At 67.6% G+C, this 22092-nt stretch carries 16 protein-coding genes and 1 tRNA gene; 11 read left to right on the plus strand and 6 right to left on the minus strand.

Translation table 11 applies throughout. The features are described from left to right. The first annotated feature begins 92 nt into the window (after positions 1-92). From ppsA to MHN84_RS01265, 4 genes are read left to right on the plus strand one after another with little or no spacing between them, the layout of a single operon-like run. A complete protein-coding gene (gene ppsA, locus MHN84_RS01250; protein WP_241202818.1) occupies positions 93-2366 on the plus strand; it encodes a phosphoenolpyruvate synthase in 2274 nt (757 codons plus the stop codon). Further along, on the plus strand, positions 2363-5020 hold the full coding sequence (mgtA, locus tag MHN84_RS01255) for a magnesium-translocating P-type ATPase (RefSeq protein ID WP_241202819.1): 2658 nt from the start codon (positions 2363-2365) through the stop codon (positions 5018-5020). The genes ppsA and mgtA overlap by 4 nt, the downstream gene beginning before the upstream one ends. Positions 5021-5033: 13 nt before the next feature. Further along, positions 5034-5936, plus strand: coding sequence for a universal stress protein (locus MHN84_RS01260; RefSeq protein WP_241202820.1), 903 nt, complete (start codon positions 5034-5036; stop codon positions 5934-5936). Beyond that, positions 5929-8262, plus strand: coding sequence for a heavy metal translocating P-type ATPase (locus MHN84_RS01265; protein ID WP_241202821.1), 2334 nt, complete (start codon positions 5929-5931; stop codon positions 8260-8262). The genes MHN84_RS01260 and MHN84_RS01265 overlap by 8 nt, the downstream gene beginning before the upstream one ends. On the opposite strand, the gene MHN84_RS01270 is transcribed toward MHN84_RS01265, so the two are convergent. After that, positions 8204-9736: an AAA family ATPase gene (locus MHN84_RS01270; RefSeq protein ID WP_241202822.1), complete on the minus strand. Its 1533-nt coding sequence runs from the start codon at positions 9734-9736 to the stop codon at positions 8204-8206. The two genes, MHN84_RS01265 and MHN84_RS01270, sit on opposite strands and share 59 nt — an antisense overlap. A 129-nt stretch (positions 9737-9865) precedes the next feature. Here MHN84_RS01270 and MHN84_RS01275 point away from each other — a divergent pair, with 129 nt between their 5' ends. After that, positions 9866-10858 (plus strand): NAD(P)H nitroreductase, encoded by a 993-nt coding sequence (locus MHN84_RS01275; protein WP_241202823.1) that lies wholly within the window; start codon positions 9866-9868, stop codon positions 10856-10858. A gap of 6 nt (positions 10859-10864) precedes the next feature. After that, positions 10865-11746: a universal stress protein gene (locus MHN84_RS01280; protein ID WP_241202824.1), complete on the plus strand. Its 882-nt coding sequence runs from the start codon at positions 10865-10867 to the stop codon at positions 11744-11746. On the opposite strand, the gene MHN84_RS01285 is transcribed toward MHN84_RS01280, so the two are convergent. The 3 genes from MHN84_RS01285 to MHN84_RS01295 are packed head-to-tail and all read right to left on the minus strand — an operon-like array spanning position 11710 to position 13935. Next, a complete protein-coding gene (locus MHN84_RS01285; RefSeq protein WP_241202825.1) occupies positions 11710-12453 on the minus strand; it encodes a universal stress protein in 744 nt (247 codons plus the stop codon). The genes MHN84_RS01280 and MHN84_RS01285 overlap by 37 nt on opposite strands. Continuing rightward, positions 12450-13022, minus strand: a complete 573-nt coding sequence (locus tag MHN84_RS01290) for a hypothetical protein (RefSeq protein WP_241202826.1) — start codon at positions 13020-13022, stop codon at positions 12450-12452. Before MHN84_RS01290 ends, MHN84_RS01285 begins: the two co-directional genes overlap by 4 nt. Positions 13023-13044: 22 nt before the next feature. Continuing rightward, entirely contained in the window at positions 13045-13935 is an 891-nt protein-coding gene (locus MHN84_RS01295; RefSeq protein ID WP_241202827.1) for a universal stress protein, read from the minus strand. A 589-nt stretch (positions 13936-14524) separates the two neighbouring features. Here MHN84_RS01295 and glnT point away from each other — a divergent pair. The 5 genes from glnT to MHN84_RS01320 all read left to right on the plus strand — a co-directional run bounded on the left by glnT (position 14525) and on the right by MHN84_RS01320 (position 20436). Beyond that, positions 14525-15907, plus strand: coding sequence for a type III glutamate--ammonia ligase (gene glnT / locus MHN84_RS01300; protein ID WP_241202828.1), 1383 nt, complete (start codon positions 14525-14527; stop codon positions 15905-15907). Beyond that, positions 15904-16647, plus strand: coding sequence for a creatininase family protein (locus MHN84_RS01305; RefSeq protein ID WP_241202829.1), 744 nt, complete (start codon positions 15904-15906; stop codon positions 16645-16647). The genes glnT and MHN84_RS01305 overlap by 4 nt, the downstream gene beginning before the upstream one ends. A gap of 19 nt (positions 16648-16666) precedes the next feature. Continuing rightward, entirely contained in the window at positions 16667-17404 is a 738-nt protein-coding gene (locus MHN84_RS01310; RefSeq protein ID WP_308192898.1) for a helix-turn-helix domain-containing protein, read from the plus strand. 323 nt (positions 17405-17727) lie between these two features. Continuing rightward, positions 17728-18762, plus strand: coding sequence for an NAD(P)-dependent alcohol dehydrogenase (locus tag MHN84_RS01315; RefSeq protein ID WP_241202831.1), 1035 nt, complete (start codon positions 17728-17730; stop codon positions 18760-18762). A 588-nt stretch (positions 18763-19350) separates the two neighbouring features. Continuing rightward, positions 19351-20436: an integrase core domain-containing protein gene (locus tag MHN84_RS01320; protein WP_241203187.1), complete on the plus strand. Its 1086-nt coding sequence runs from the start codon at positions 19351-19353 to the stop codon at positions 20434-20436. A gap of 43 nt (positions 20437-20479) precedes the next feature. On the opposite strand, the gene MHN84_RS01325 is transcribed toward MHN84_RS01320, so the two are convergent. Next, positions 20480-20553, minus strand: a tRNA-Met gene (locus MHN84_RS01325). A 143-nt stretch (positions 20554-20696) separates the two neighbouring features. Continuing rightward, on the minus strand, positions 20697-22088 hold the full coding sequence (locus MHN84_RS01330) for an FAD-binding oxidoreductase (RefSeq protein WP_241202832.1): 1392 nt from the start codon (positions 22086-22088) through the stop codon (positions 20697-20699). Positions 22089-22092: the final 4 nt, after the last annotated feature.

Below are 22092 nucleotides of genomic sequence, written 5' to 3' on the forward strand. Positions count from 1 at the left end.
GCCCAACGGCCCTGCCGATGAGGGACTTTGGTCGCGTCGCAAGCTGCCGTCAGCCGCTAGGGCGGCGCACTGCCAGGGCGCAGGCTCGTGCCATGACCGATGCAAGCGATGGTGCCCGCATTCGTGACCTCGGCAGGCTGTCGATCCGCGACGCCGAGGAGGCCGGCGGCAAGGGGGCCAATCTGGGAGAGATGATCGCGGCGGCGCTGCCGGTACCGCCGGGCTTCGTGCTGCTGCGCAGCTGCTACCGCGATTCGATGCGCGGTGGTGGCGTCGACACCGAGCTCGCCGCGCTTCATCGTGAGGCGCTGGCCGCCGTCGCCGACAGCGCGCGCCTGGACGACCTGTGCGAGCGGATGCAGGCGCTCGTGCACAAGGCCGGGGTCGACGCCATCCTGCGCGATGAAGTGGTGGCGGCCTATCACGGGCTCGGTTCGCAGGCACGGGTTGCGGTGCGGTCCTCGGCGACGGGTGAGGACGGTGCCGACGCCTCCTTCGCCGGCATGAACGCGACGATCACCAATGTCGCCGGCGATGTGGAGCTGCTCGACGCCGTGACCCGCTGTTGGGCCTCGCTGTTCAGCCCGCGGGTCGTCTCCTACCGGGCAAGCCGCGGCTTCACCGGCGATCCCGCCATGGCCGTCGTCGTGCAGCAGATGGTGGATTCCGAGAAGGCGGGGGTGGCGTTCACCGCAGACCCCAGCACCGGCGCACGGGACCGCGTGGTGATCGAGGCCGCCTTCGGGCTCGGCGAAGTCGTGGTGTCCGGGGAGGTCGAGCCGGACACCTACGTCGTCAGCAAGGAAACACTCGCGCCACTCGACATTCGGCTCGGCCACCAGAACTTCCAGATCGTTCGCGGCCCCGACGGCACAGACGCCACCGTCGATCTCGACGAGGCACAGGCCGACGCCCGCGTCCTCACGGACGACGAGATCCGCACGATAGCGCGCATGGCGATCGCGATGGAAGATCACAGCGGCTGCCCCCAAGACACGGAATGGGCGATCAGCGGCGGCACGACGTATCTGGTTCAGGCTCGGCCCATCACGACGCTCGGGCTCACGGCACGGCCGGTCGAGGCCCACGGTTCCGTGCTCCTACGGGGCCTCGGCGCCGCCCCCGGTGTCGCGTCCGGAAAGGTGCGGGTGTTGACCTCGCCCGAGGACGGCGATCAGCTCGAGCCAGGCGAGGTCCTCGTCGCCCCGATGACCAATCCGGACTGGTTGCCCACGATCCGCCGGGCCGTCGCCCTCGTCACCGATTCCGGGGGGATGACCTGCCACGCCGCCATCGTGGCCCGGGAGTTGGGCGTCCCCTGCATCGTCGGCGCGCGCAGCGCGACGAGTGTCCTGCGCGACGGCGAGGCCGTGACCGTCGACGGCGCCCGCGGCGAGGTGCTCTCCGGACGCGCCGCCACCGTCGTCGCTCGCCCGCGTCCTATCGCCGACCTAGCGGCCGCGCCGGACGTCACCGCGACCCGCATCTACGTCAATCTCGCGATGCCCGATTCCGCGGACACGGTGGCGGCCCAGTCGGTGGACGGAGTCGGCCTGTTGCGGGCGGAGTTCATGCTGACCGATGCGCTGGGTGGCCGCCACCCGCGCGATCTGATCGCCCGCGGCGAGCAACAGAGCTTGGTCACGCACATGGTGTCGTCGGTCGGGCGGATCGCGCGGGCGTTCGCTCCCCGGCCCGTCGTCTACCGTGCGACGGACTTCCGCACCAACGAGTTCCGCAGCCTCACCGGTGGATCCGCCTACGAGCCCGTCGAGCACAATCCGATGATCGGGTACCGCGGCTGCTACCGATATGTCAAGGAACCCGACCTGTTCGCTCTCGAACTCGAGGCACTGGCCCGCGTGCGGGAGCAGACGCCGAACGTGGCGTTGATGATCCCGTTCGTCCGTACCCGGTGGGAACTCGAGGAATGCCTGGAGCTGGTGGACGCGAGCCCGCTGGGTAAGCAGCGCGGCCTGCACCGCTGGGTGATGGCCGAGGTGCCCTCGGTGGTTCACTGGCTACCCGAGTACATCGGTATGGGCATCGACGGCGTCTCGATCGGAAGCAACGATCTGACACAGTTGCTCCTGGGTGTCGATCGGGACTCCGACACCTGCGCCGAGCTGTTCGACGAGACCGATCCCGCGGTGCTGCACGCCATCCGCCGAATCATCGCCATCGCCAACAAGTTCGGCATCACCTCCTCGCTGTGCGGGCAAGCTCCGTCCGCCAATCCCGCCTTCGCCGAACATCTCGTCCGCTACGGCATCACGTCGGTGTCGGTGAATCCGGATTCCGTGGAGGCGACGCGGCGCGTCGTCGCCGCCGCCGAGCGGCGCGTGCTCCTCGACGCCGCGCGATGACGGCTCCCCCCTCGGCACCGGCACGGACTCGGGACACCATCGCCGGGGCGACGCCGACCGAGGCACTCAACCTGCTGGGCACCTCGGTGCGCGGGTTGTCGACATCGGAGGCCCGAGAACGCCGCGCTCGGACCGGGCCCAACGTGGTGCGCACCCATCACGTGAGCGCGCTCGCCGTCCTGCGCCGCCAGTTCGCGAATGCGGTGCTCGGTTTGCTGGCTGCGACCGCTGCGCTCTCCTACTTTCTCGGCGACGCCGCACAGGCCACCATCATCGGCGCGATACTCGCGCTCAGCGTCGGGTTGGGCTTCGTCAACGAGTACCGCGCCGAAAAAGCCTCAGCAGCGCTGCATTCCGCCATGCGGCACTCCACCGTGGCGGTGAGAGACGGCCACGACGTGCGCATCGACGTCGCAGAGTTGGTGCCCGGGGATGTCATCCGTCTCGAGCTCGGCGAGTTGGTCCCCGCCGACGCGCGCCTCATCGACGTCACTGGCTTCGAGTGCAACGAGAGCATTCTGACAGGCGAGTCCACCCCGGTCGAGAAGACGGCCGAGGCCACGGGTGAACAGAGTCCGGGCAACCTGGCGTTCATGGGCACGGTCGTCAGCGCCGGAGAGGCCACCGCTGTGGTGTTCGCGACGGGCTCAGAGGCCGAATTCGGGCGGATAGCAGTCGGATTGGGTGAGCGTCAGCCGGAAACCGCCTTCCAGGTCGGTCTGCGCCGATTCTCCTACCTGCTTCTGCGCGTCGCCCTCACACTCACCGTCGTCATCGTGATCACCAATCTCCTGCTGGGCCGTCCCGTGATCGATTCGGCCCTGTTCGGGCTCGCGATCGCCGTCGGGATCACCCCGCAGTTGCTGCCCGCCATCGTGAGTACCAGCCTGGCCACCGGCTCGCGCCGGCTGGCGGCGGCGAATGTGTTGGTCAAGAGGCTGGTCTGCATCGAAGACCTGGGCGACATCGACATCCTCGTCACCGACAAGACCGGGACCCTCACCGAGGGACGGGTGGACTTCGTCGACGCCGTCGCCCCTTCGGGCACGCACTCGGACAGAGTCGTCGAACTCGCTTTGGTGGCAACTGATCTCGATCCGTCGATCGGTGGTGTCAGCGCCAACGACCTCGATGCGGCATTGTGGTCGGGTCGGCCTCCCCTGCCGGATGTCACCAGGTTGGCATACCTGCCGTTCGATCACACCAGCCGGGCCGCGTCCGCACTCGTCCAGGCGAAGGGTGAACGCATGCTGGTGGTCAAAGGAGCACCGGAACAGGTGATCGCGCGTTGCGACGGCGTCGGTGCATACGCCCGTCAGACACTCGCCGCGCTGTTCGACGACGGGAGGCGCGTCGTCGCGGTGGCCTCGAGGCCCGCAGCGGAAGGCACCGGAATCAGAGCCAATGACGACGTCAGGCTCACGCTGGACGGTTTCGTCGTCTTCGCCGACGACCCGAAGGCGGCGGCGCGCGAATCGCTGGACCGATTGGCCGCGCTCGGCATCGAGGTCAAGGTCGCCACCGGCGACAACCCGCGGGTCGCCGAAAAGGTCTGCGAGGAACTCTCATTGGCGTCGAAGGGCACGCTGCTCGGAGCCGACCTCGCGCACATGACCGATGCCGAATTGGCCGCCGCGGTGCGCGAGCACACGATCTTCGCACGTGTCTCACCGACACAGAAGGCTCGCATCGTGTCGTCGCTGAGGAGCTCCGGGCGCTCGGTGGGCTTCATGGGTGACGGTGTCAACGACGCGCTCGCACTGCATTCTGCGGACGTCGGCATCTCGGTGGACACCGCCACCGATGTCGCCAAGGACGCCGCCGACGTGGTGCTCCTCGAGAAAGACCTGGGCGTCCTGGCCGCGGGGGTGGCCGAAGGACGGCGGATCTTCGCCAACACGATCAAGTACGTGCTGATGGGCACCTCCAGCAATTTCGGCAACATGTTCAGCGCGGCAGCCGCGTCCGCGGTGCTGCCGTTCCTGCCGATGCTGCCCAGCCAGATCCTGCTCAACAATCTGCTCTACGACGCATCGCAGCTCGCCATCCCCGCCGACCGGGTGGACGACGAGCAGTTGCGCGCACCCTCGCATTGGAACATCGCGTTCATCCGTCGCTTCATGCTGACCTTCGGTCCCGTCAGTTCACTGTTCGACTTCCTCACCTTCGGGCTGCTGCTCGGCGTCCTGCACGCCGGACCCGTCGAGTTCCGCACCGGATGGTTCGTGGAGTCGCTGGCCACGCAGACGCTGATCATCGTTGCGATCCGCACGAGAAGGGTGCCATTCCTTCGGAGTAGGCCGGCAGCGGTGCTGATCGCCACCACGAGCGCGGCGATCGCCACGGGTGTTCTCCTCACCCTGTCGCCCGTTGCCACCAGCCTGGGTTTCACACCGCTTCCCTGGCAGTTTTTCGCCGCACTGACGGCGTTGACCGCGGCCTACCTGGTGCTGGTGGATGTCACGAAGACGATGTTCTACGCCGAGCCGTCCCGGTCGGCGGCTGGGTCGCACCGCACCCGCGGGCGCACCCATCGGGTGCATCGACGTGCCTCCCGGTTCAGCCAGGCGGACAAGCTCCCCCGCCGCCTCCCCCTGCAGCAGTGTCCACCTGCCCTGACCAACCCGGGTACAGCCGCCCTGACCTGTTCGTAGAACGGAGAACACGATGAAAGAACACCTCGCGCCGTCGGTCCCGGAAGTCGGGATCCTCGTCGGTGTGGACGGTTCTCCGGAATCGCACGCGGCACTGCGATTCGCCGCCCAGGAAGCCGCTCTGCGCCGCCGACCGGTCACGCTGATGCACGTCGTGGCGCCGATCGTCGTCACCTGGCCGATCGAATCAGTCGTCACCGACTTCTACCAGTGGCAGGAAGACAACGCCGCCGACGTCCTCCGGCGCAGCCAGGAGACTATCGAGTCGATCGGGGACGCGGAGATCGACGTGCAGATCTCGTTGCGCCGCGACGGCGTCGTGACCGAGTTGGCTGACGCGGCCCGCCAAGCCGACATGCTGGTGCTCGGCAGCCGCGGTCTCGGACCGGTCGGCGGCGTCGCGCTCGGTTCGGTGAGTCGCACCATGCTGCAGCACGCGGAGTGCCCGGTCGTCATCGTCAAGGAAGGCGCGGTGCGCGGTACCGACCGCGAGCTTCCCGTGCTCCTGGGCATCGATGGGTCACCGGCGTCCGAGGCGGCGACAGCATTCGCCTTCGACGAGGCATCTCGGCGCGGCGTCGATCTGATCGCCTTGCACGCGTGGAGCGACGTCGCGGTCTTCCCGATCCTCGGAATGAACTGGCACGAGCGACAAGACGAGGGCCACGAGATCCTCGGCGAACGGCTCGCAGGATGGCACGAGTCATATCCCGACGTGCATGTCAGTCGCCGGATCGTCTGCGACAAGGCTGCCCGCTGGCTCATCGACGAGGCCAAGTACGCACAACTCGTGGTCGTGGGAAGTCGTGGCAGAGGGGGGATTCCGGCCATGCTTCTGGGCTCGGTCAGTTCCGCGGTCGCGGAGCGCGCGACGACACCGGTCGCAGTCGTACGCGGCGGACTACGCCGTGCCTGATCGATACCGGGCCTACCTCGAGCCGGCACTTGTCGCCGCGACCGTCGCCGCGCTCGCCGTCGGTGGGATCGCGTGGCTGCTCGGCGCACGCGGCACAGCCGAGATCTGCTGGGCGACGGGCACCTACATCGCGATCGTGCCCGCCGTGGTGTGGGTCCTGGCGGCGTTGCGTCACGGGCGGTTGGGGGTCGACCTGATCGCCGTCCTCTCGCTGGGCGGAACGCTGCTCGTCGGTGAGTACCTCGCCGGGGCGCTCATCGCGGTGATGCTCACCGGCGGACGCGCACTCGACGCCGCGGCCACCCGCCGCGCGTCACACGATCTGCGGGCACTTCTCGAGCGCGCGCCTCGTTTCGCGCGTCGCCGCACCGGCGACCAGGTAGACATCGTCGACCTGGCCGATGTCCGCGTCGACGAGGTCCTCGTCATCAGTCCGGGCGACGTGGTGCCAGTCGACGGTCGAGTCGTCGACACCCCGGCCGTGCTCGACGAGTCCGCGTTGACCGGCGAATCGGTGCACGTGGAACGCGGCGCCGGTGACAGTGTGCGCAGCGGAGTGGTCAACGCGGGCGGCGTCTTCGAACTGCGGGCCGGCGCGACCGCCGAGCAGAGCACCTACGCCGGCATCGTGAGACTGGCAGAACAGGCAGGCGCGGAGACCTCGCCGGTGGTTCGCCTCGCCGACCGGTACGCCGCGTATTTTCTACCCCTCACACTGATCGTCGCGGGCGGCGCCTGGCTGGCCGGCGGGTCGGCGGTACGAGCCGTCGCCGTGTTGGTTGTTGCGACACCGTGTCCCCTGCTGCTCGCCGCACCCGTCGCGATCGTGTCCGGACTGTCCCGGGCCTCGCGCGCCGGTGTCGTGGTCCGCAACGGCGGGGCGTTGGAAAACCTTGGTCATGCAACGACATTGGTGATGGACAAGACCGGTACGCTCACGATGGGGCGCCCTGCGATCACTGACGTGATCACCGCGCCCGGCGCCGACGCGCGTGAGATCCTGTGCGTCGCCGCGTCCGTCGATCAGGTGTCACCGCACGTCCTGGCCCAGGCCATCGTCACCGAGGCACTGGCGCGCGGTGTGACACTGTCGATGCCCACAGCGGCCGCCGAGGAACCCGGTTGCGGAGTCAGCGCGATGCTCGATGGCCGACGGGTCGCGGTGGGCAAGCTCACCGACGACGCGGTGACCGCTGTGTGGGCGCAGGCCGTGCTGAATCAGGCCCGCCTCGACAATGCGGCGATCGCGTGGGTGTCCGTCGACGGGGAGCCGAAAGGCGCGATTCTGCTTCACGACCCGTTGCGCCGGCAGGCCCCCCGAACCATGCGGCGACTGCGCGGGGCGGGCTTCGACAGGCTCGTCATGCTCACCGGCGATCGTCTCGAACCCGCCCGGGAAGTCGCGACCGTCCTGGGTCTGGACGAGGTGTACGCCCACCAGTCACCGGCGGACAAGGTCGCCGCGGTTCGCGCCGAGAAGCAGCGGGCGGTCACCGTGATGGTGGGTGACGGCATCAACGACGCTCCGGCGCTCGCGGCGGCAACCGTGGGCGTCGCGATGGGGGCACGGGGCGCGACCGCGTCCTCGGAGGCGGCGGACATCGTGCTGACGACCGACCGGCTCGACCGGCTGGCCGACGCGATGGACATTGCGCGACGGTCCCGTCGCATCGCCGTGCAGAGCGCCGGGGCGGGCATGGCGCTGTCGCTGCTGGCGATGGCCGTCGCCGCGCTGGGGTGGCTTCCGCCGGCTCCGGGCGCGCTGCTGCAGGAAGCCATCGATGTCGCCGTCATCCTCAACGCTCTGCGCGCATTACAGGGTGATCGGCGTGGCCAGGACAAGCTGACCCCGGACACCGAACAGATGGTGCACCTCTTCTCGGCTGAACACGACGAGCTCCGGGACAGTCTGGGCCAGATCCGGGCCGCAGCGGATCGCATCGTCGACGGCGCCGATGCCGAAGCGCTTCAATCGCTGTCGCGCGCCTACGCGCTGCTGACCGACCGGATCCTGCCCCACGAGCGAGCCGAGGAGGCGTCCCTTTATCCCGCACTGGCCGCGCCGCTGCACAGCAGCGAAGCCACCGCCACCATGAGTCGGACGCACGCAGAGATCCAGCGGCTCTCCGACCGGATCGGCGAACACCTCCGATCCGCTCAGGCCGCCGGCGGCATTCGACCAGAACAGCGCGACGACGTTCTCGCAAGCCTCTACGGCCTCCACGCCCTGCTGCGCCTGCATTTCGTGCAGGAAGAGGAGAATTACTTCACTCTGTCCGATCACGACCGGCCGGTGGACAGCTCGCAGCCAGTTCGACCGCGCTGACACACGCATCGTGTGCATCAGCCACACATCGCGTCAGCGGACGCGTGGTGTCGATCCGCACTGCGGCGGTCCACTCCGCCGTCCAACCGCTCAGCTCAGCAGCCATCGCCGGTGTCGCATCCGATGCCGTCGGGCCTCTGCGCTCGATCCTGCCTGCAGCAGCACCGACTTCAGAGATACACACCAGTTCGACCAGCGGGCAGCAGGTTTGGGCAGCCACAGCGCGGGCCCGACGGCGCTGCGCCTCATCGCGCCAGGTGCCGTCGAGGATCACCGAATGACCTGTCGTGAGCCAATTCCGCGCTCTCCTGAGCACCTCGTCGTAGACCGCAGAGACATTCGCCGGGGAGTAGAGCCCCTGGTCGAGATTGCCCACCGAGCCGGCGATGTGGCCCCTCGACTGCAGCTCGCGCCGCACCTCGTCGGTGGAGATGACCCGAGCGTCGATGGTGTCCGCCACGGCATGCGCCAGGGTGGTCTTCCCCGTCCCCGGGCCACCTCCCACCATGACAAGACGAACGCAACCCTGGACCAGGTGTGCCGATGCCAAGGCCAGATGCGCACGTGCGTCCTGCGCGGCCTCTGGATGACCCTGGTCGACGCGCACGCCGTCGACCTTGGCGCGGACGACGGCGCGATACGCGATGCACACGTGCCGCAGGGAGGCCGGTGCATCGTCGCCGGCCTGCCGGCAGTACTCGGCGAGGAACCGCTCAGCGAGGTCGCGGCCACCCAGGAACTCCACGTCCATGGCGAGGAAGGCAGCGTCGTCGACGCCGTCGACGTATCGCAGTCGATCGTCGAATTCGAGGCAGTCGAGAAGGACCGGCCCCTGCGGCGTGCAGAAGATGTCTTGGCTGAGCAGGTCTCCGTGCCCGTCGACGATACGGCGATCCGCGATACGACTCGCGTACAGAGGTTGGCGGCCGGCGAAGAATTGCATCGCCAGCCGCTCCACCCGATCGAGCTCATCAGCCGCGATCACCGGGCCGACGAATCGCCGCAATTCCGTGAGATTTTCCTGCCAACGAGCGGTCAACACCTCCGCGGTGGCCTCGACGTCGATGGCGCAGCCGCGTTCGGCACCGGCATGGAACCGCGCAAGGTCGCTCGCGATCATCATCAACCACGTGTCGGCCGGAGCCCCGGTGCGGATGACGTGGGCGAGCCGTTCTGATTCCGGATACCTGCGCATGACCACCACGGGCTCCTCGGTACCGTCGGGTTGCCGGAAGAATCCCAATCCCAGGTAGCTCGCCGGGGCCAGCCGGCGGTTCAATTCGATCTCGCGGCAACACACGCGCTGGCGCTGTTCGGTGGTACGAAAGTCGAGGAAGTCGGTCCGCACCGGCTTCTTGGCCTTGAACGCCCGATCGCCGACCAACACGACGAGCCCCGTGTGGGTCTCGTGCACCTCGGCCGCCAGGTTGCCCGGCGTGTCCCACGGTGCCACGGTTCCGTCCCCTGCCGTCATCCTCTGACTGTGCGCGCGCCCCGGACCCTGGACCAGGGCCTCCGTATCAGACAACTGGTGACCATCGACTCTGGCCGCCCGGGCGCACCCAGCGGATCGTTGGGTCGATACCCGGGAGGAGAGCTGACGATGAACAGCGTGACAGTCGACCTCGACGTCCTCAGCGACGCAGTGGCGCTCGCGTGCCGCGCCCCGTCTCTGCACAACAGCCAGCCCTGGCGATTCATCAGCACCGGCGACGTCGTGTCCTTGTTCCTCGACCCCGACTCGGCGCCGCGCCACACCGACACTTCGGGCAGGGAACTCATCATCAGCTGCGGCGCTGTGCTCGATCACTTTCGGGTGGCCATGGCGGCCGTGGGCTACCAGGCCACAACCGATCGGTTCCCGAACCCCAACAATCCGAATCACCTGTGCGACATCGAGTTCAGACCCGCCGGGTTCGTCGCGGAGGCCTACCGTCAGCGAGCCGAGGCGATACGGCGCCGGCACACCGACAGACTCCCCTTCGCCGCCCCTCCGCACTGGGACGCCTTCGCAGAGTTCCTCGAGCAGCTGCCGGTCGCCCATGACTGGCCGGGTGTGTCGATGGCGGTGTTGCCCGGTGAATCCCGAGCGGACCTGATCAGGGCGTCGGAGATGGCCCGGACGGCACGCAGATACGACTCCGCCTACCATGCTGAACTCTTCGGCTGGACAACCCCTCTGGCGATCAGCGAGGGCATACCCGCCGGCACGCTGGCGTCGCCCTCGGAAAGCGAACGCGTGGCGTTCGGCCGTGAGTTCCCCACCCCGGGGACCGGAGATCGTCTGCCCGACATCGCCACCGACGAGAGCAGAGTCATCGTGCTGTCCACCGAGGACAGCACCCGGGACAGTCTCCTGCGGTGCGGCGAGATGTTGTCATCGATCCTGCTCGACGCGACGATGGCCGGGCTGGCGACCTGCACCCTGTCCCACCTGACCGAGGTGCCCGCAAGTCGTCGCATCGTGGCGGCGCTGACCGGATCGTCGAGTATTCCGCAGGTGCTGGTCCGCATCGGGTCATCGTGCGGTCACGACGATCTCACCCCGAAGACACCGCGACGGCCCGTGTCCGAGGTCTTGCGGATCAGGGAGTGAGGCACCATGCATCAATCGCCGGCCGTACTCGTCGGGGTGGACGGCTCCCGCTCGGCGACAGCCGCTGCGCTGTGGGCGGTCGACGAGGCGGTGAGTCGGGACATTCCCGTACGACTGCTGCAGGTCGTGCCGCGCCGCGACCGACCGACAACGGCCCACGACATCGACCGCGCGTCCGACATCGTCGACACCGTCACCGCAGCGATCGAGGCCACGGGAAAACAGGTCAAGGTCGAAACTCAGCTGGCCGCAGGCGATGTCACAGACGTTCTGCGCGAGCAGGCCCGTCATGCTGCCATGCTCTGCATCGGCTCATCAGGGCGAGAGCATGCGGGAATGGGGCACAGATGGGCCACCGTGCTGGCTGTCGTACCCCCGGTGGACTGCCCTCTGGCGGTGATCCATTCACCTACTGCGGCATCTTCTGCGAGCTGCGTGGTGGCCGAGGTCGACGACTCCCCCGCCGGTGATCTGGCGTTGCGGCGCGGCATCGACGAAGCGCTTCTGCGAGGGCTCCCACTGCGCGTCGTGACCGCATGGCCGGCCCGCTATCCCGACATTCAGGACGGTTCGGCCGGTGCGGTGTCGCGCATGGTCCGCACGCGGCTGCAGAGGCGGCTCGCCGCGTGGCGCGAACAGCATCCCGGGCTCGACATGCGCCCCGTGGCCGTCCCCGGCAACATCCTGAACTACCTCGCCCGGCACCGCGACGAGATCGCACTCGCGGTCGTGCCGCATGACCGCGGCGCCGGAATCACCGAGCTGGTCTCGACCACACCGCCCGCCTCCGAACCGGATCTCAGCTTCAACGTCATGATCTGTGAGCCCGCCGGGCCGCCTGAACGCGCGCGTCACGTCCTGACGAGCAGCAGCGAGCAGTCCGGATAGCCCAGGATCGGATGGCAGTTCGGCGTCGCGACCGAAGCGAGTCGGCGCGCGTCCCCCATCCCGACGACGGCCAGGCCCACCTCGTCGTCATCGTGGCGGTCGTAGTGGTACCCCGTTCCCGCCGCGACCGTCTCGACGTGGACATCCGGATAGCGTCGGATCCAGCTCACCGCCCGCCGGTCGATCTGGCGCACCGTCGCGTGGCGAAGTCGCCCCTCGTGCATGGCGAGATGCACGACGTCGTCGTTGCCGTCCTCGTCACACAACACGACCGAGATGACACCGTCGGTCTGCGGCGTTCCGTCCCGGCGCGTTCGGATGATCGCCACCGGACAGTGAGATCCCTCCGCGAGCGCGCGACCGGTCGGGCCGATCGAGACCGACTCGCTCTGATGCGGACGGTGTTTGGCTCCGATGCACACCATCACCGCGCGTTCGGACTCGCGCAGGAGGACCGTGCCGGGAACGCCGACCGCTGAGGCGACCTCGACCCGCACCGACGGCGCGGCGTCTACCGCGGTCCGTTCCGCCCGGATCAATGCCAGGTCCCCGTCCACCTTGTCGACCGGCCGTTGCGTGACGTGAACAAGGCGCAGAACCGCATCTTGCGCGACGGCTTCCGCAGCAGCCCAACGGACGGCGTTCAATGATGCGAGGGAGCCGTCGACCCCGACGACGACACAGCGTTGCCCACCGGTCGCGTTCATGGGATGTTCGTCCTGCCGCCGTTGTCCGCGAGATCGTCGAGCTCCCGGTCCCACGCCGCGAAACGCATGCTGTTGAACGTCATCCGCGCTGCCGAGTATGCGGCCGCGGCGACGCCGGCGAGAGCGATCCACAACCCCAGGGCGGTGACGACCGCCTGCACGGCAGCATCGGTGTCACTCGGCACCCGTGCGCTACGGTTGCCGTCGCCGTCGACCCAGAGGGGGACCTCATCGCCGGCACGCAGGCGAGGCGTGTCGATGTCGTCGGTGTGGGCGACGCCGTCGTGACTCCACGCCACGCTGGTGACGTGGGCACTTCCGTAGGCCTGGGGCACCTCTCGGCTGTCGGCGCGGGCGGTCGCCGTGATCTCTTGACGCACCGCTCTTTCCGCCGTGTAGGTGCGAGACAGACGGTCGTAGGTGGCCGTGCCCACCGCACCGGCGACGGGAATCGTCGCGATGGCAACGGCAACGACCGCAGAGAGCAGCGCCGCCTCCCAGCGGTCGGTGGTTCGTATCAGTGGATTGACGCCCGCCAAACGCCGGAACCACACACCCAGTGCGCCCATCGCCGTGTCGATGATGTCCGCGTCAGGACTGACGGGCGACGATCACCGGGATCTTCGCCGATTGCACCACAGCCCAGCTCACAGAACCCAGCAGAAGACCGGCGAACCCGCCGCGACCATGGCTTCCGACCACCAGCAGCTGGGCGGAGGCGGACTCCTCGATGAGCCGGTGGGCAGCGCTGTCCTGACCGACGACGCGACGGACCGCGACATCGGGATAGCGCTCCCCCCATCCCGCAAGCCGTTGCGCGAGTTCCTCATCCGCCTGCTGGGCCATGTCCGCGGCGGTCACATCGACGTAGAAGTCCGCGCTGTTCATCCAGGTGTGGACGGCGACCAACTCGACGCCGCGCCGCGACGCCTCGTCGTAGGCGATCGCGATCGCCAGCTCGGATGAGGGCGAGGCGTCGACACCGACCACGATCGGCGCGGTGACCGCCGTCGCCGCGCCCGATTGCTCGTGGACGACGGCAACCGGGCAGTGCGCGTGGTGCACGAGGGCCGAACTCGTCGAGCCCAGCAGCAGGCCCTCCAGGGGTCCCAGCCCTCGGCATCCGACCACCATCATGTCCGCGTCCTTGGACAGATCGAGCAGGGCCGGCATCAGTGGTCCTCGCACCATGGCCTTCTCAACGGGAACGGATCGCCGACCCGTCAAGGCCGCTTCAGCGAGATCGACCGACCGCGAGACGATCTCCTGGGATTCGCGGTCTCTTTCGGCGAGGTACTCCTCGGCGATGGGCAGGTCGAGCCACGGGCCGACTTCATCTGAGGGCGCGACGTGCACCACGGTGAGCGGAACGTCACGCAGGGATGCGTCACGTGCGGCCCACGCCACTGCCGTGTCGGATTCCGGTGAGCCGTCCACTGCGGCAACGATTCCGCGGGGTTTCGGCATGTGTTGTGCGGTCATGACGCCACCTTTCGTCTGCTCTCCCGACGCTAGAACCGGTGGCGCAGTGATGTCTCGGGCCCTTGGTCACTTCGACGAGGAACGAGGACCTCTGCTGGCTGCGGGGCACTGGCTGCTGTCCGAGAAAACCGGGCCTTGCCGCCGCACCGATGCCAGTGACCGGTGTCGCGCATTCACGGCCACACGGTGGTTGGCGGCATGGCGACGCTCTCGACCAGTGGCATGTCGACCTACCTCACGCATGCGACATAAGCCGTGAACGCGAGTGATGCGGAGTCGACGGAGTGATCCACCGCGTCAGGCAACACCCTACAAGCCGAATTTCGATGACTCATCGACGTCTGCGGTATTTGACCACCAGTTCACATGGGTTGTTTCCAGTGCACTGCGCCCGGATAATTTCAATAACTCATTTACCACCGGGAAACAGATCAGAAACACAGCACGCTTAACGTCTCTGGCCATGGCGTCCCTGACGGACGTTCCCTCCGACATCGTCTCTCGCGGTATTTGCCGAAGTTCTGCAGGGGCCTCGGTCGTGGGTTCGAACTCGTCAACAGATCCCGTATCGGCCAGACAGGAGCACACCGTGACAGAGACACTGAACGGACAGTCGGCGCACACTCAGGCCCCATCCGATGTCGCCGAGATTGCCGAGCGGTTGACCGCGGCGGGAGTCAAGTACGCCGCGATCAGCTTCGTGGACATGCATGGCAAACCGAAGGCCAAGATGGTGCCGCTCGGGCACCTGGGACAGGCGGCACGCGGCTCCGAGATGTTCACCGGCGCCGCGCTGGACGGGGTGCCGCAGGACGTCAACGACGACGAGGTTGCCCCGCACCCTGATCTGGGCGCGGCCATCATCGCGCCGTTCAATCGCGAGGTGGCGTGGTTTCCCGGTGACCTCTACATCGGTGACACCCCGTTCGAAGCCTGCAGCAGAGGCATTCTCAAGCGGGTCACCGCCGAAGCCGCCGAGCTGGGGTACACGTTCAACCTGGGTATCGAGACCGAGTTCTTTCTGCTCAGCGATGCCAGCGGCACACCGGCTCCGGCCAGTGCCGACGACAACCTCGACAAGCCCTGCTACGACCTGCGCGGGCTGCTGCACAACTATGCGGTGGTCGACGAGATCGTGTCGGCCATGAACGACCTGGGGTGGGACGTCTACTCGTTCGACCACGAGGACGGCAACGGGCAGTTCGAGACCGACTTCACCTACACCGACGCGGTCACCATGTCCGACCGGCTGGTGTTCTTCCGCATGATGGTCGGCGAGATCGCCCGAAAGCACGGTCTGTTCGCATCCTGGATGCCCAAACCGTTCGCCGACCGTACCGGCAGCGGAGCCCACTACAACATGTCGCTGGCCGACACCGACGGCCGAAACCTGTTCGCCGACGGCGACGACAGGCGGGGATGCGGACTGTCCGAGCTGGGGTACCACTTCACCGCCGGGATACTGCGCCACGCGTCGGCGATCTGCGCGGTGATCGCCCCGACCGTGAACAGCTACAAACGGCTGGTGAAGCAGGGCAGCATGTCCGGGTTGACCTGGGCGCCGATCTTCGCCTGCTACGGCGACAACAACCGCACCAACATGATGCGGATACCCAGGGGCGGTGGACGCGTCGAATGCCGCGCCGCCGACAGCGCGAACAACCCCTACCTCGGCGCCGCACTGATGCTGGCCGCCGGCCTCGAGGGCATCCGCGAAGGCCTGGACCCCGGAGAGCCCAACCGCGACAACCTCTACAGCCTGTCCGAGGAGGAGTTGGCCGCCCGTCAGATCGGTTGGCTGCCTCGATCGCTGGGCGAGGCGATCGACGCGCTCGAGGCGGATCCTCTGGTTCGCAACGTCTTCGGCGACGCGATGTTCGACTCCTACATCGCCGAGAAGCGGGCCGAGTGGAACTCGTTCACCGCTCACGTGTCGTCGTGGGAGACCGACCGCTATCTGAGGTTCTGGTGAGCCACCGCTGGGAAGAACTCACCTCGACGCAGCTCACGCACCGCCCGGCCGCCGACCCGGACTGCGTCGCACTCATCCCGGTGGGGGCGACCGAGCAGCACGGCCCGCACCTACCCGTCGGCACCGACACCATCCTGGCTGCCGCGGTCGCCGATGCCGCCGCCGGTGACATCGCACTCGTACTACCTCCGATTGCCTATGGCTCCAGCCTGTTCCACGGGTCGGCATTGGCCGGAACGGTGGCGTTCAGTGGTGAGGAGACGGCGGCGACCGCCTACCGCGTCGCGCGTGCTTGCGTCGACTCCGGTGTGCGACGCGTGCTGTTCGTCAACGGCCACGTCGGAAACGCCGCCGCTCTATGGATCGCCTGCGATCACTTCAGGCGCGACCTGCCGCAGGCGCGCATCGGGGTCATGCAGTGGTGGGATCTCACGGCCGACATCGCCCGGCGCGCCACCGCCGACGCGATCGACTGGCACGCCAACGCCGCGGAGACCTCGTTGATGCTGGCGGTACGGCCAGAATTGGTGGACGTCGAGGCCATGGCGCACGCAGACGACCCGGACCGGACCGAAGGACTCGTCTTCCGCTACCCCGTGGGGTCGGTGTCGACGAACGGAGTGACCGGTCATCCGTCGCGCGCATCTGAAAGCTTCGGGCTCGAACTGTGGCGCGATGTGGTGTCCGCGGCGCGCGACGTCGTCGTCCGTGCCCACGTCGAACAGCCGCCGGTGAGCTGACCGTCGTACAGTGACACCCGTGCCACCATCCGAGCGGCGCGCGCAGGTCCGCACAATCGGACGGCCCCGCCGTGACGCCGAATCAGCACCCGCGGGATCGCCCCGCGCGGGCATCGTCAACGCCGCGACTCGGCTGTTCAGCGAAAAGGGTTACGCGCAAACGACAATGAGTGACATCGCCCGCGCGGCGGGTCTGCAGCAGTCGTCGCTGTACTACTGGTTCCGCAACAAAGAGCAACTGCTGGGTGAGACGCTGGTGGTCAACCGCGCACCGCTGAGGTTCATCGCCGAGGTCGGCGCCGGCTCCGGGTCACCGGCAGTGAAGCTCTATCGGCTGTTGCGGTTCGACACCATGCAGCTGGCGCTCTCGCCGATCGACTTCAATGAGATCCAGCGCATTGCTCACGCGCAGCGTGCCGACTTCCACCAGTTCTGGGCCGACTACGAACGACTCAAGAACTGGGTGGTCGACCTCATCGGTGCCGCGATCAACGAGGGCAAGTTCATCGAGTGCGACCGCGAGGAAACCGCCGGCCTGCTCCTCAACTTCGACGAGGGAGCACAGAAGCGCACCCGGCTGCACACCGACCACGACGACCGTGCGGAGGAAGCGGTGCGCGTCGGCGAGCAGGTCGCCATCATCGCCGTGCGCGGTCTGCTCAAGCGGCCCAGTGAGATCGCCCGGATTCAAGCGCAGGCGGCTCAGTTCGACGATGCGGCCATCGCGCTGCGCGCTGCCGGAACGGCGGCGGACTGAGGAGTCCGAAACACGAAGTCCGACAGCGCTTTTGGTCCAGGAATCAGCAACCACAGGCGTTGCGGTGGGAATGCAGGATCAAACGAAACGTCGCGCCCGGTAGGTGTCAGCTCAGGGAGTCGCCGAACGCATTTGGTCGCAGACGGCCGAGGAGTTTGCGGCGAAGTCGGGTCCGCGGCTGCCCTCCTGCTCGGTCCAGTAGTCGATCCCGACTGGCTTCCGCGCGGCGTCGGAACAACGTTGCGGACTTCGATGTTGCGGCGTGATGGGGTGGGCGCTGGCTGAGCGGTCGCCGCGGGCGTGATTCGGTGAAGGAGAGATTCATGGCGGTGACGATGAGGCGCTGGGAGATGGACGGTGTGGGTCGGGAGCACCTTCGGTTGAGAGATGTGTCGATCCCGCCTCCGGCGGCACATGAGGTGCTGGTCCGCGTCGCGGCGGTGGCGTTGAACCACCGCGACAAGATGGTGATCGACAGCGGCCGCGGTCTCCCCTTGGAGCTCCCGTTCACCCCCGGGTCGGACATGGCAGGAACGGTGGTGACGGTCGGCGAAACTGTAACCCGGGTCCGCACGGGTGACCGCGTGCTGTCCACGATCACTCCCGACTGGATCGATGGCCCCCGCCCGGGCGACGCTCGCCACCTCTGGTACCGGACGCTGGGCGGGTTCTACCCCGGTGTCCTGGCCGAGTACGTGGTACTGCCCGAAGAGTGGGTGGTGCGTGCGCCGACGACACTGGACGCCGGTGAAGCAACCACCCTCGTGACCGCCGGCCTCACCGCGTGGTTCGGACTTGTCGAGCGCGGTGGTGTGCGCTCCGGGGATACCGTGCTCGTCGAGGGTACGGGTGGCGTCGCGCTATTCGGGCTGCAGATCGCCAAAGCGCACGGAGCCACGGTGATCGTCTCAGGCCGCGTCGAAAACCGTGCGAGGGCTGAAGAACTCGGAGCCGACCACGTCATCGACCGGACACGCGACGACTGGGCCGAGGAGCTGTGGCGCATCACTGCCGATCGCGGAGTCGACCACGTCCTCGAGGTGGTAGGCGGCGCTCACCTGAATGCGGCAGCACAAGTCGCAAGCGTGGGTGCGCGCATTTACCTGATCGGCGCGGTCGGCGGCTGGACCGTCGAAACCGCGGTCGAGCCACTGCTGTTCAAGGACATCACGATTCACGGAATCGGAACCGGGCATCGGCGGGCACTAGAAGATCTCGTCGGCTTCGTCGACGACGCGCACCTACGACCCGTGATCGATCGAAAGTACGACTTTGAAGACCTTGCCGCCGCACTGGATCATCTGGACCGGGGTCCGTTCGGCAAGGTGGTTGTCGAAATCAGTACTGCCGCGTGGTGATGGCATGCTCACGTCGAGTTCGAGAGGTGAACGTCATCACCTACCAAGACGGGCGCCCACCCCACGCCCGGACACCATCCGGCGATTCGACCGCCTACCTGCGCGCAGGGCCCGCGCGCATCCATGTTCAGCACCTCCGGCGCTCATACGCCACAGCGGCGTTGGAGGCGGGTATGTAGCCCAAAAATGGTCAATGACCGGAGCCGACATGCCCACGTCGGGTTCTTCCTGGAAACCTGCGCACACGTGGTGAAGAAGGACGACCAGGAGCCAACGAGCAGGCCGCCTCGTTCCTTCTCGGACCCGACCCTCCACTCGTCACCAAGTAATGCGCATGGCTGGGTTCACAAAAGACATGAAAACGGCCCCCGGAGTTTCCTCCGAGGGCCGTTTCACTGAGTAGCGGGGACAGTGTGGTGTTTCAGGACATCGGAATAGGGTGTCTCACGACATCGGCATAGGTAATTCAGCCAGTTTCGGCTGGTGTCGAAGGCTCGTCTGGTCATCACCGCAGTCCTTGTCGAGGGCCGCTCACAATCGCAGGTCGCCCGCGATTACGGCGTCTCCTAAAGCTGGATCTCGAGGCTGATCAAGCGCTACACCCTCGACGGCGACGCCGCGTTCGAACCCCGCTCCCGGCGCCCCCACACCAGCCCAGGCCGGCTCCCACAATCCACCATCGACCTCATCATCGACCTGCGCCGCACCCTGACCGGCAAAGGCCTCGACGCCGGCCCCCACACCATCGCCTGGCACCTCGAACACCACCACCACCTGCGTGTATCAGCCGCGACGATCAGCCGCCACCTCACCCGCGCCGGCCTCGTCGAACCCACCCCGCAGAAACGCCCCAAAAGCTCCTACATCCGTTTCGCCGCCGCCCAACCGAATGAACGCTGGCAAGCCGACTTCACCCACTGGCGCCTCACACACGGAGCCGACACCGAAATCCTGTGCTGGCTTGACGACTGCTCACGCCTGGCCATCTCCGTCACCGCCCACCGCCGCATCACCGGCGCCATCGTCGTCACCGAATTCACCAAAGCCACTGCCCGCCATGGCATCCCCTACTCCACACTCACCGACAACGGCATGGTCTTCACCACCCGCCTCGCCGGCGGCAAAGGCGGACGCAACGCCTTCGAAGCCGAACTCCACCGCCTCGGCGTCCACCACATCAACTCCACCCCGCACCACCCCACCACCTGCGGGAAAGTCGAACGCTTCCACCAAACCCTCAAAAAATGGCTCACCGGCCAACCCCGCGCCACCACCATCGCCGAACTCCAAACCCAACTCGACACCTTCGTCGACGAATACAACCACCGCCGCCCCCACCGCTCCTTGCCCCACAGAGCCACCCCAGCAGTGATCTACACCAGCCGCCCCAAAGCCGACCCAGCAACGCGCATCGACACCCACAACCGTGTCCGCACCGACCGCGTCGACCAAGCCGGAGCGATCACTCTGCGCGTCAACGGACGCCTGCACCACATCGGCATCGGCCGCCACCACTACCGAACCCGCGTCCTGATCCTCGCCCAGGACCACCACATCACCGTCATCAACGCCGCCACCGGAGAAGTCCTACGCGACTTCACACTCGACCCCACCAGGGACTACCAACCCACCGGCGCCCCCAAAGGCCCCAAACGGAAAAAACCGCGGACCTAAAGTAGGTCCGCGGCTATTCCGATGTCCTGCGACATCACATTAGTAGCGGGGACAGGATTCGAACCTGCGACCTCTGGGTTATGAGCCCAGCGAGCTACCGAGCTGCTCCACCCCGCGACGGGTGAACGCTAGGTTACCGGGGCGGTCGGCAAGGCTCCAAATCGCCTGCTCAAGCGCTTGCGCGGCTGACGCGAGCGTGCGCGACCTCGCTGTTTGCAACGGGCTGTTCGCCGCAGACACGCACTCTCACGTGAGCGGAATCACCCCCGGCGGGTGCGGATGACCTGGCCGGTCGCGAGCACCCCTGCGGGGTCATAGCGGTCGGCCAGCGCAGCCAGCCAGTGCAGCGTGTCCTCGCTGTAGACCCGCGCCGCGCGAGCAGCGTCGTACGACGGCGCGAAGTTCGGCATCTGCCCGCCCGTCGACCACGGCTCGACAGCTGCGACCACCGCCGCCGCGTGCTGTGCGACCATCTCGACGATCTCCGGCACCGCCAACCCGATCGTCGCCACGCAGTACGCCGCGTCGCGGTGGCAGAACGCGCTGCGATGCCTCGGCTCACGCGCCAACGCGCCGCCCAGCATCCGCAGTTCCACGATCGCCTGCGGCGAACCCGACCCGGGGCCCGCGGCAGCCAGCAGCGCGTCGACGGCCTCCGGCGTCAGCTCCGAGAGCAGCGCGTGGTTCTCCGTGACCGGCATCGGGTCCACCGGATCCCCGTGCACCGCACCGATCGCCGCGTACGGCATAACACCGACGGTGTCCATCAACGGAGTAGCGGCCGCGCGCATCGGCGCCAGCAGCTGCTCCGCCTCGGCCGTGTCACACAGCGCGGTGTACCGCACCGCCACGGTCATCCTGCCCGCCAACGCTTCTGGCACGCCGGGCAGCGGCGGCAGCTGCTGGATCGCCAACGAGGTGTTCACCGACTCCGGCAGGTCGGCACACCAGGCCGCCCATGCGTGCAATACCGGGCGGGCGTCAGTACCGTCGAAAAACAGTGCCCCGCCGTAGAACTCGGCGATCGGCAGCAGGTCGATCTCCACAGCCGTGACGATGCCCAGCGTTGCCTTCCCTCCGCGCAGACCCCAGAACAGGTCGGCATTCTCCTCCGGCGTCGCGCGCAGCACGCGTCCCTCGCCAGTCACGACGTCGAAGGCCCGCACATGATCCGACGACAATCCGACGGTGCGGACAAGAGGCCCGATCCCCCCGCCGGTCAGGAAGCCGACCACACCGACGCCGGGCGCGGACCCGCACAGAGGCGCCAGACCGTGCGGCGTCGCGACGTCCAGCACGTCCTGCCAGCGCGCGCCTGCGCCCACGCGGGCGGTGCGGTTCAGCGCGTCCACCGCGCAGTGCTTCATCGCCGCGGTCGACACCAGGATGGTCTCCGGCCCCACCCCGACGGCGCCGTGTCCCGTCGCCTGCACCGTGACGGTGAACCCGTGCGCCGCTGCAAACCGCACCGTGCCGGCCACGTCCTCGGGGGAGGTCGCCAGGACCACCGCCGCGGGCGTCACCGCTGCGGCCACATTCCACGGCACACAACGCTCGTAGCCGGGCTCCCCCGGCAGCGCCACATGGGTGGCGACATGGTCGCGCAGTGTGCGCAGCACGTCGTCGCGCGTCACGTCGGTGGTCATCGTCATCGGA

The sequence above is a fragment of the Mycobacterium sp. PSTR-4-N genome (assembly GCF_022348085.1).
In the GTDB taxonomy this organism is placed as follows: Bacteria; Actinomycetota; Actinomycetes; order Mycobacteriales; family Mycobacteriaceae; genus Mycobacterium.

Coding starts and splice junctions, on each gene's coding strand:
- ppsA (WP_241202818.1), top strand. CDS start 93: ATGACCGATGCAAGCGATGGTGCCCGCATTCGTGACCTCGGCAGGCTG.
- mgtA (WP_241202819.1), top strand. CDS start 2,363: ATGACGGCTCCCCCCTCGGCACCGGCACGGACTCGGGACACCATCGCC.
- MHN84_RS01260 (WP_241202820.1), top strand. CDS start 5,034: ATGAAAGAACACCTCGCGCCGTCGGTCCCGGAAGTCGGGATCCTCGTC.
- MHN84_RS01270 (WP_241202822.1), bottom strand. CDS start 9,736: ATGACGGCAGGGGACGGAACCGTGGCACCGTGGGACACGCCGGGCAAC.
- MHN84_RS01275 (WP_241202823.1), top strand. CDS start 9,866: ATGAACAGCGTGACAGTCGACCTCGACGTCCTCAGCGACGCAGTGGCG.
- MHN84_RS01280 (WP_241202824.1), top strand. CDS start 10,865: ATGCATCAATCGCCGGCCGTACTCGTCGGGGTGGACGGCTCCCGCTCG.
- MHN84_RS01285 (WP_241202825.1), bottom strand. CDS start 12,453: ATGAACGCGACCGGTGGGCAACGCTGTGTCGTCGTCGGGGTCGACGGC.
- MHN84_RS01290 (WP_241202826.1), bottom strand. CDS start 13,022: ATGGGCGCACTGGGTGTGTGGTTCCGGCGTTTGGCGGGCGTCAATCCA.
- MHN84_RS01295 (WP_241202827.1), bottom strand. CDS start 13,935: ATGACCGCACAACACATGCCGAAACCCCGCGGAATCGTTGCCGCAGTG.
- MHN84_RS01315 (WP_241202831.1), top strand. CDS start 17,728: ATGGCGGTGACGATGAGGCGCTGGGAGATGGACGGTGTGGGTCGGGAG.
- MHN84_RS01330 (WP_241202832.1), bottom strand. CDS start 22,088: ATGACGATGACCACCGACGTGACGCGCGACGACGTGCTGCGCACACTG.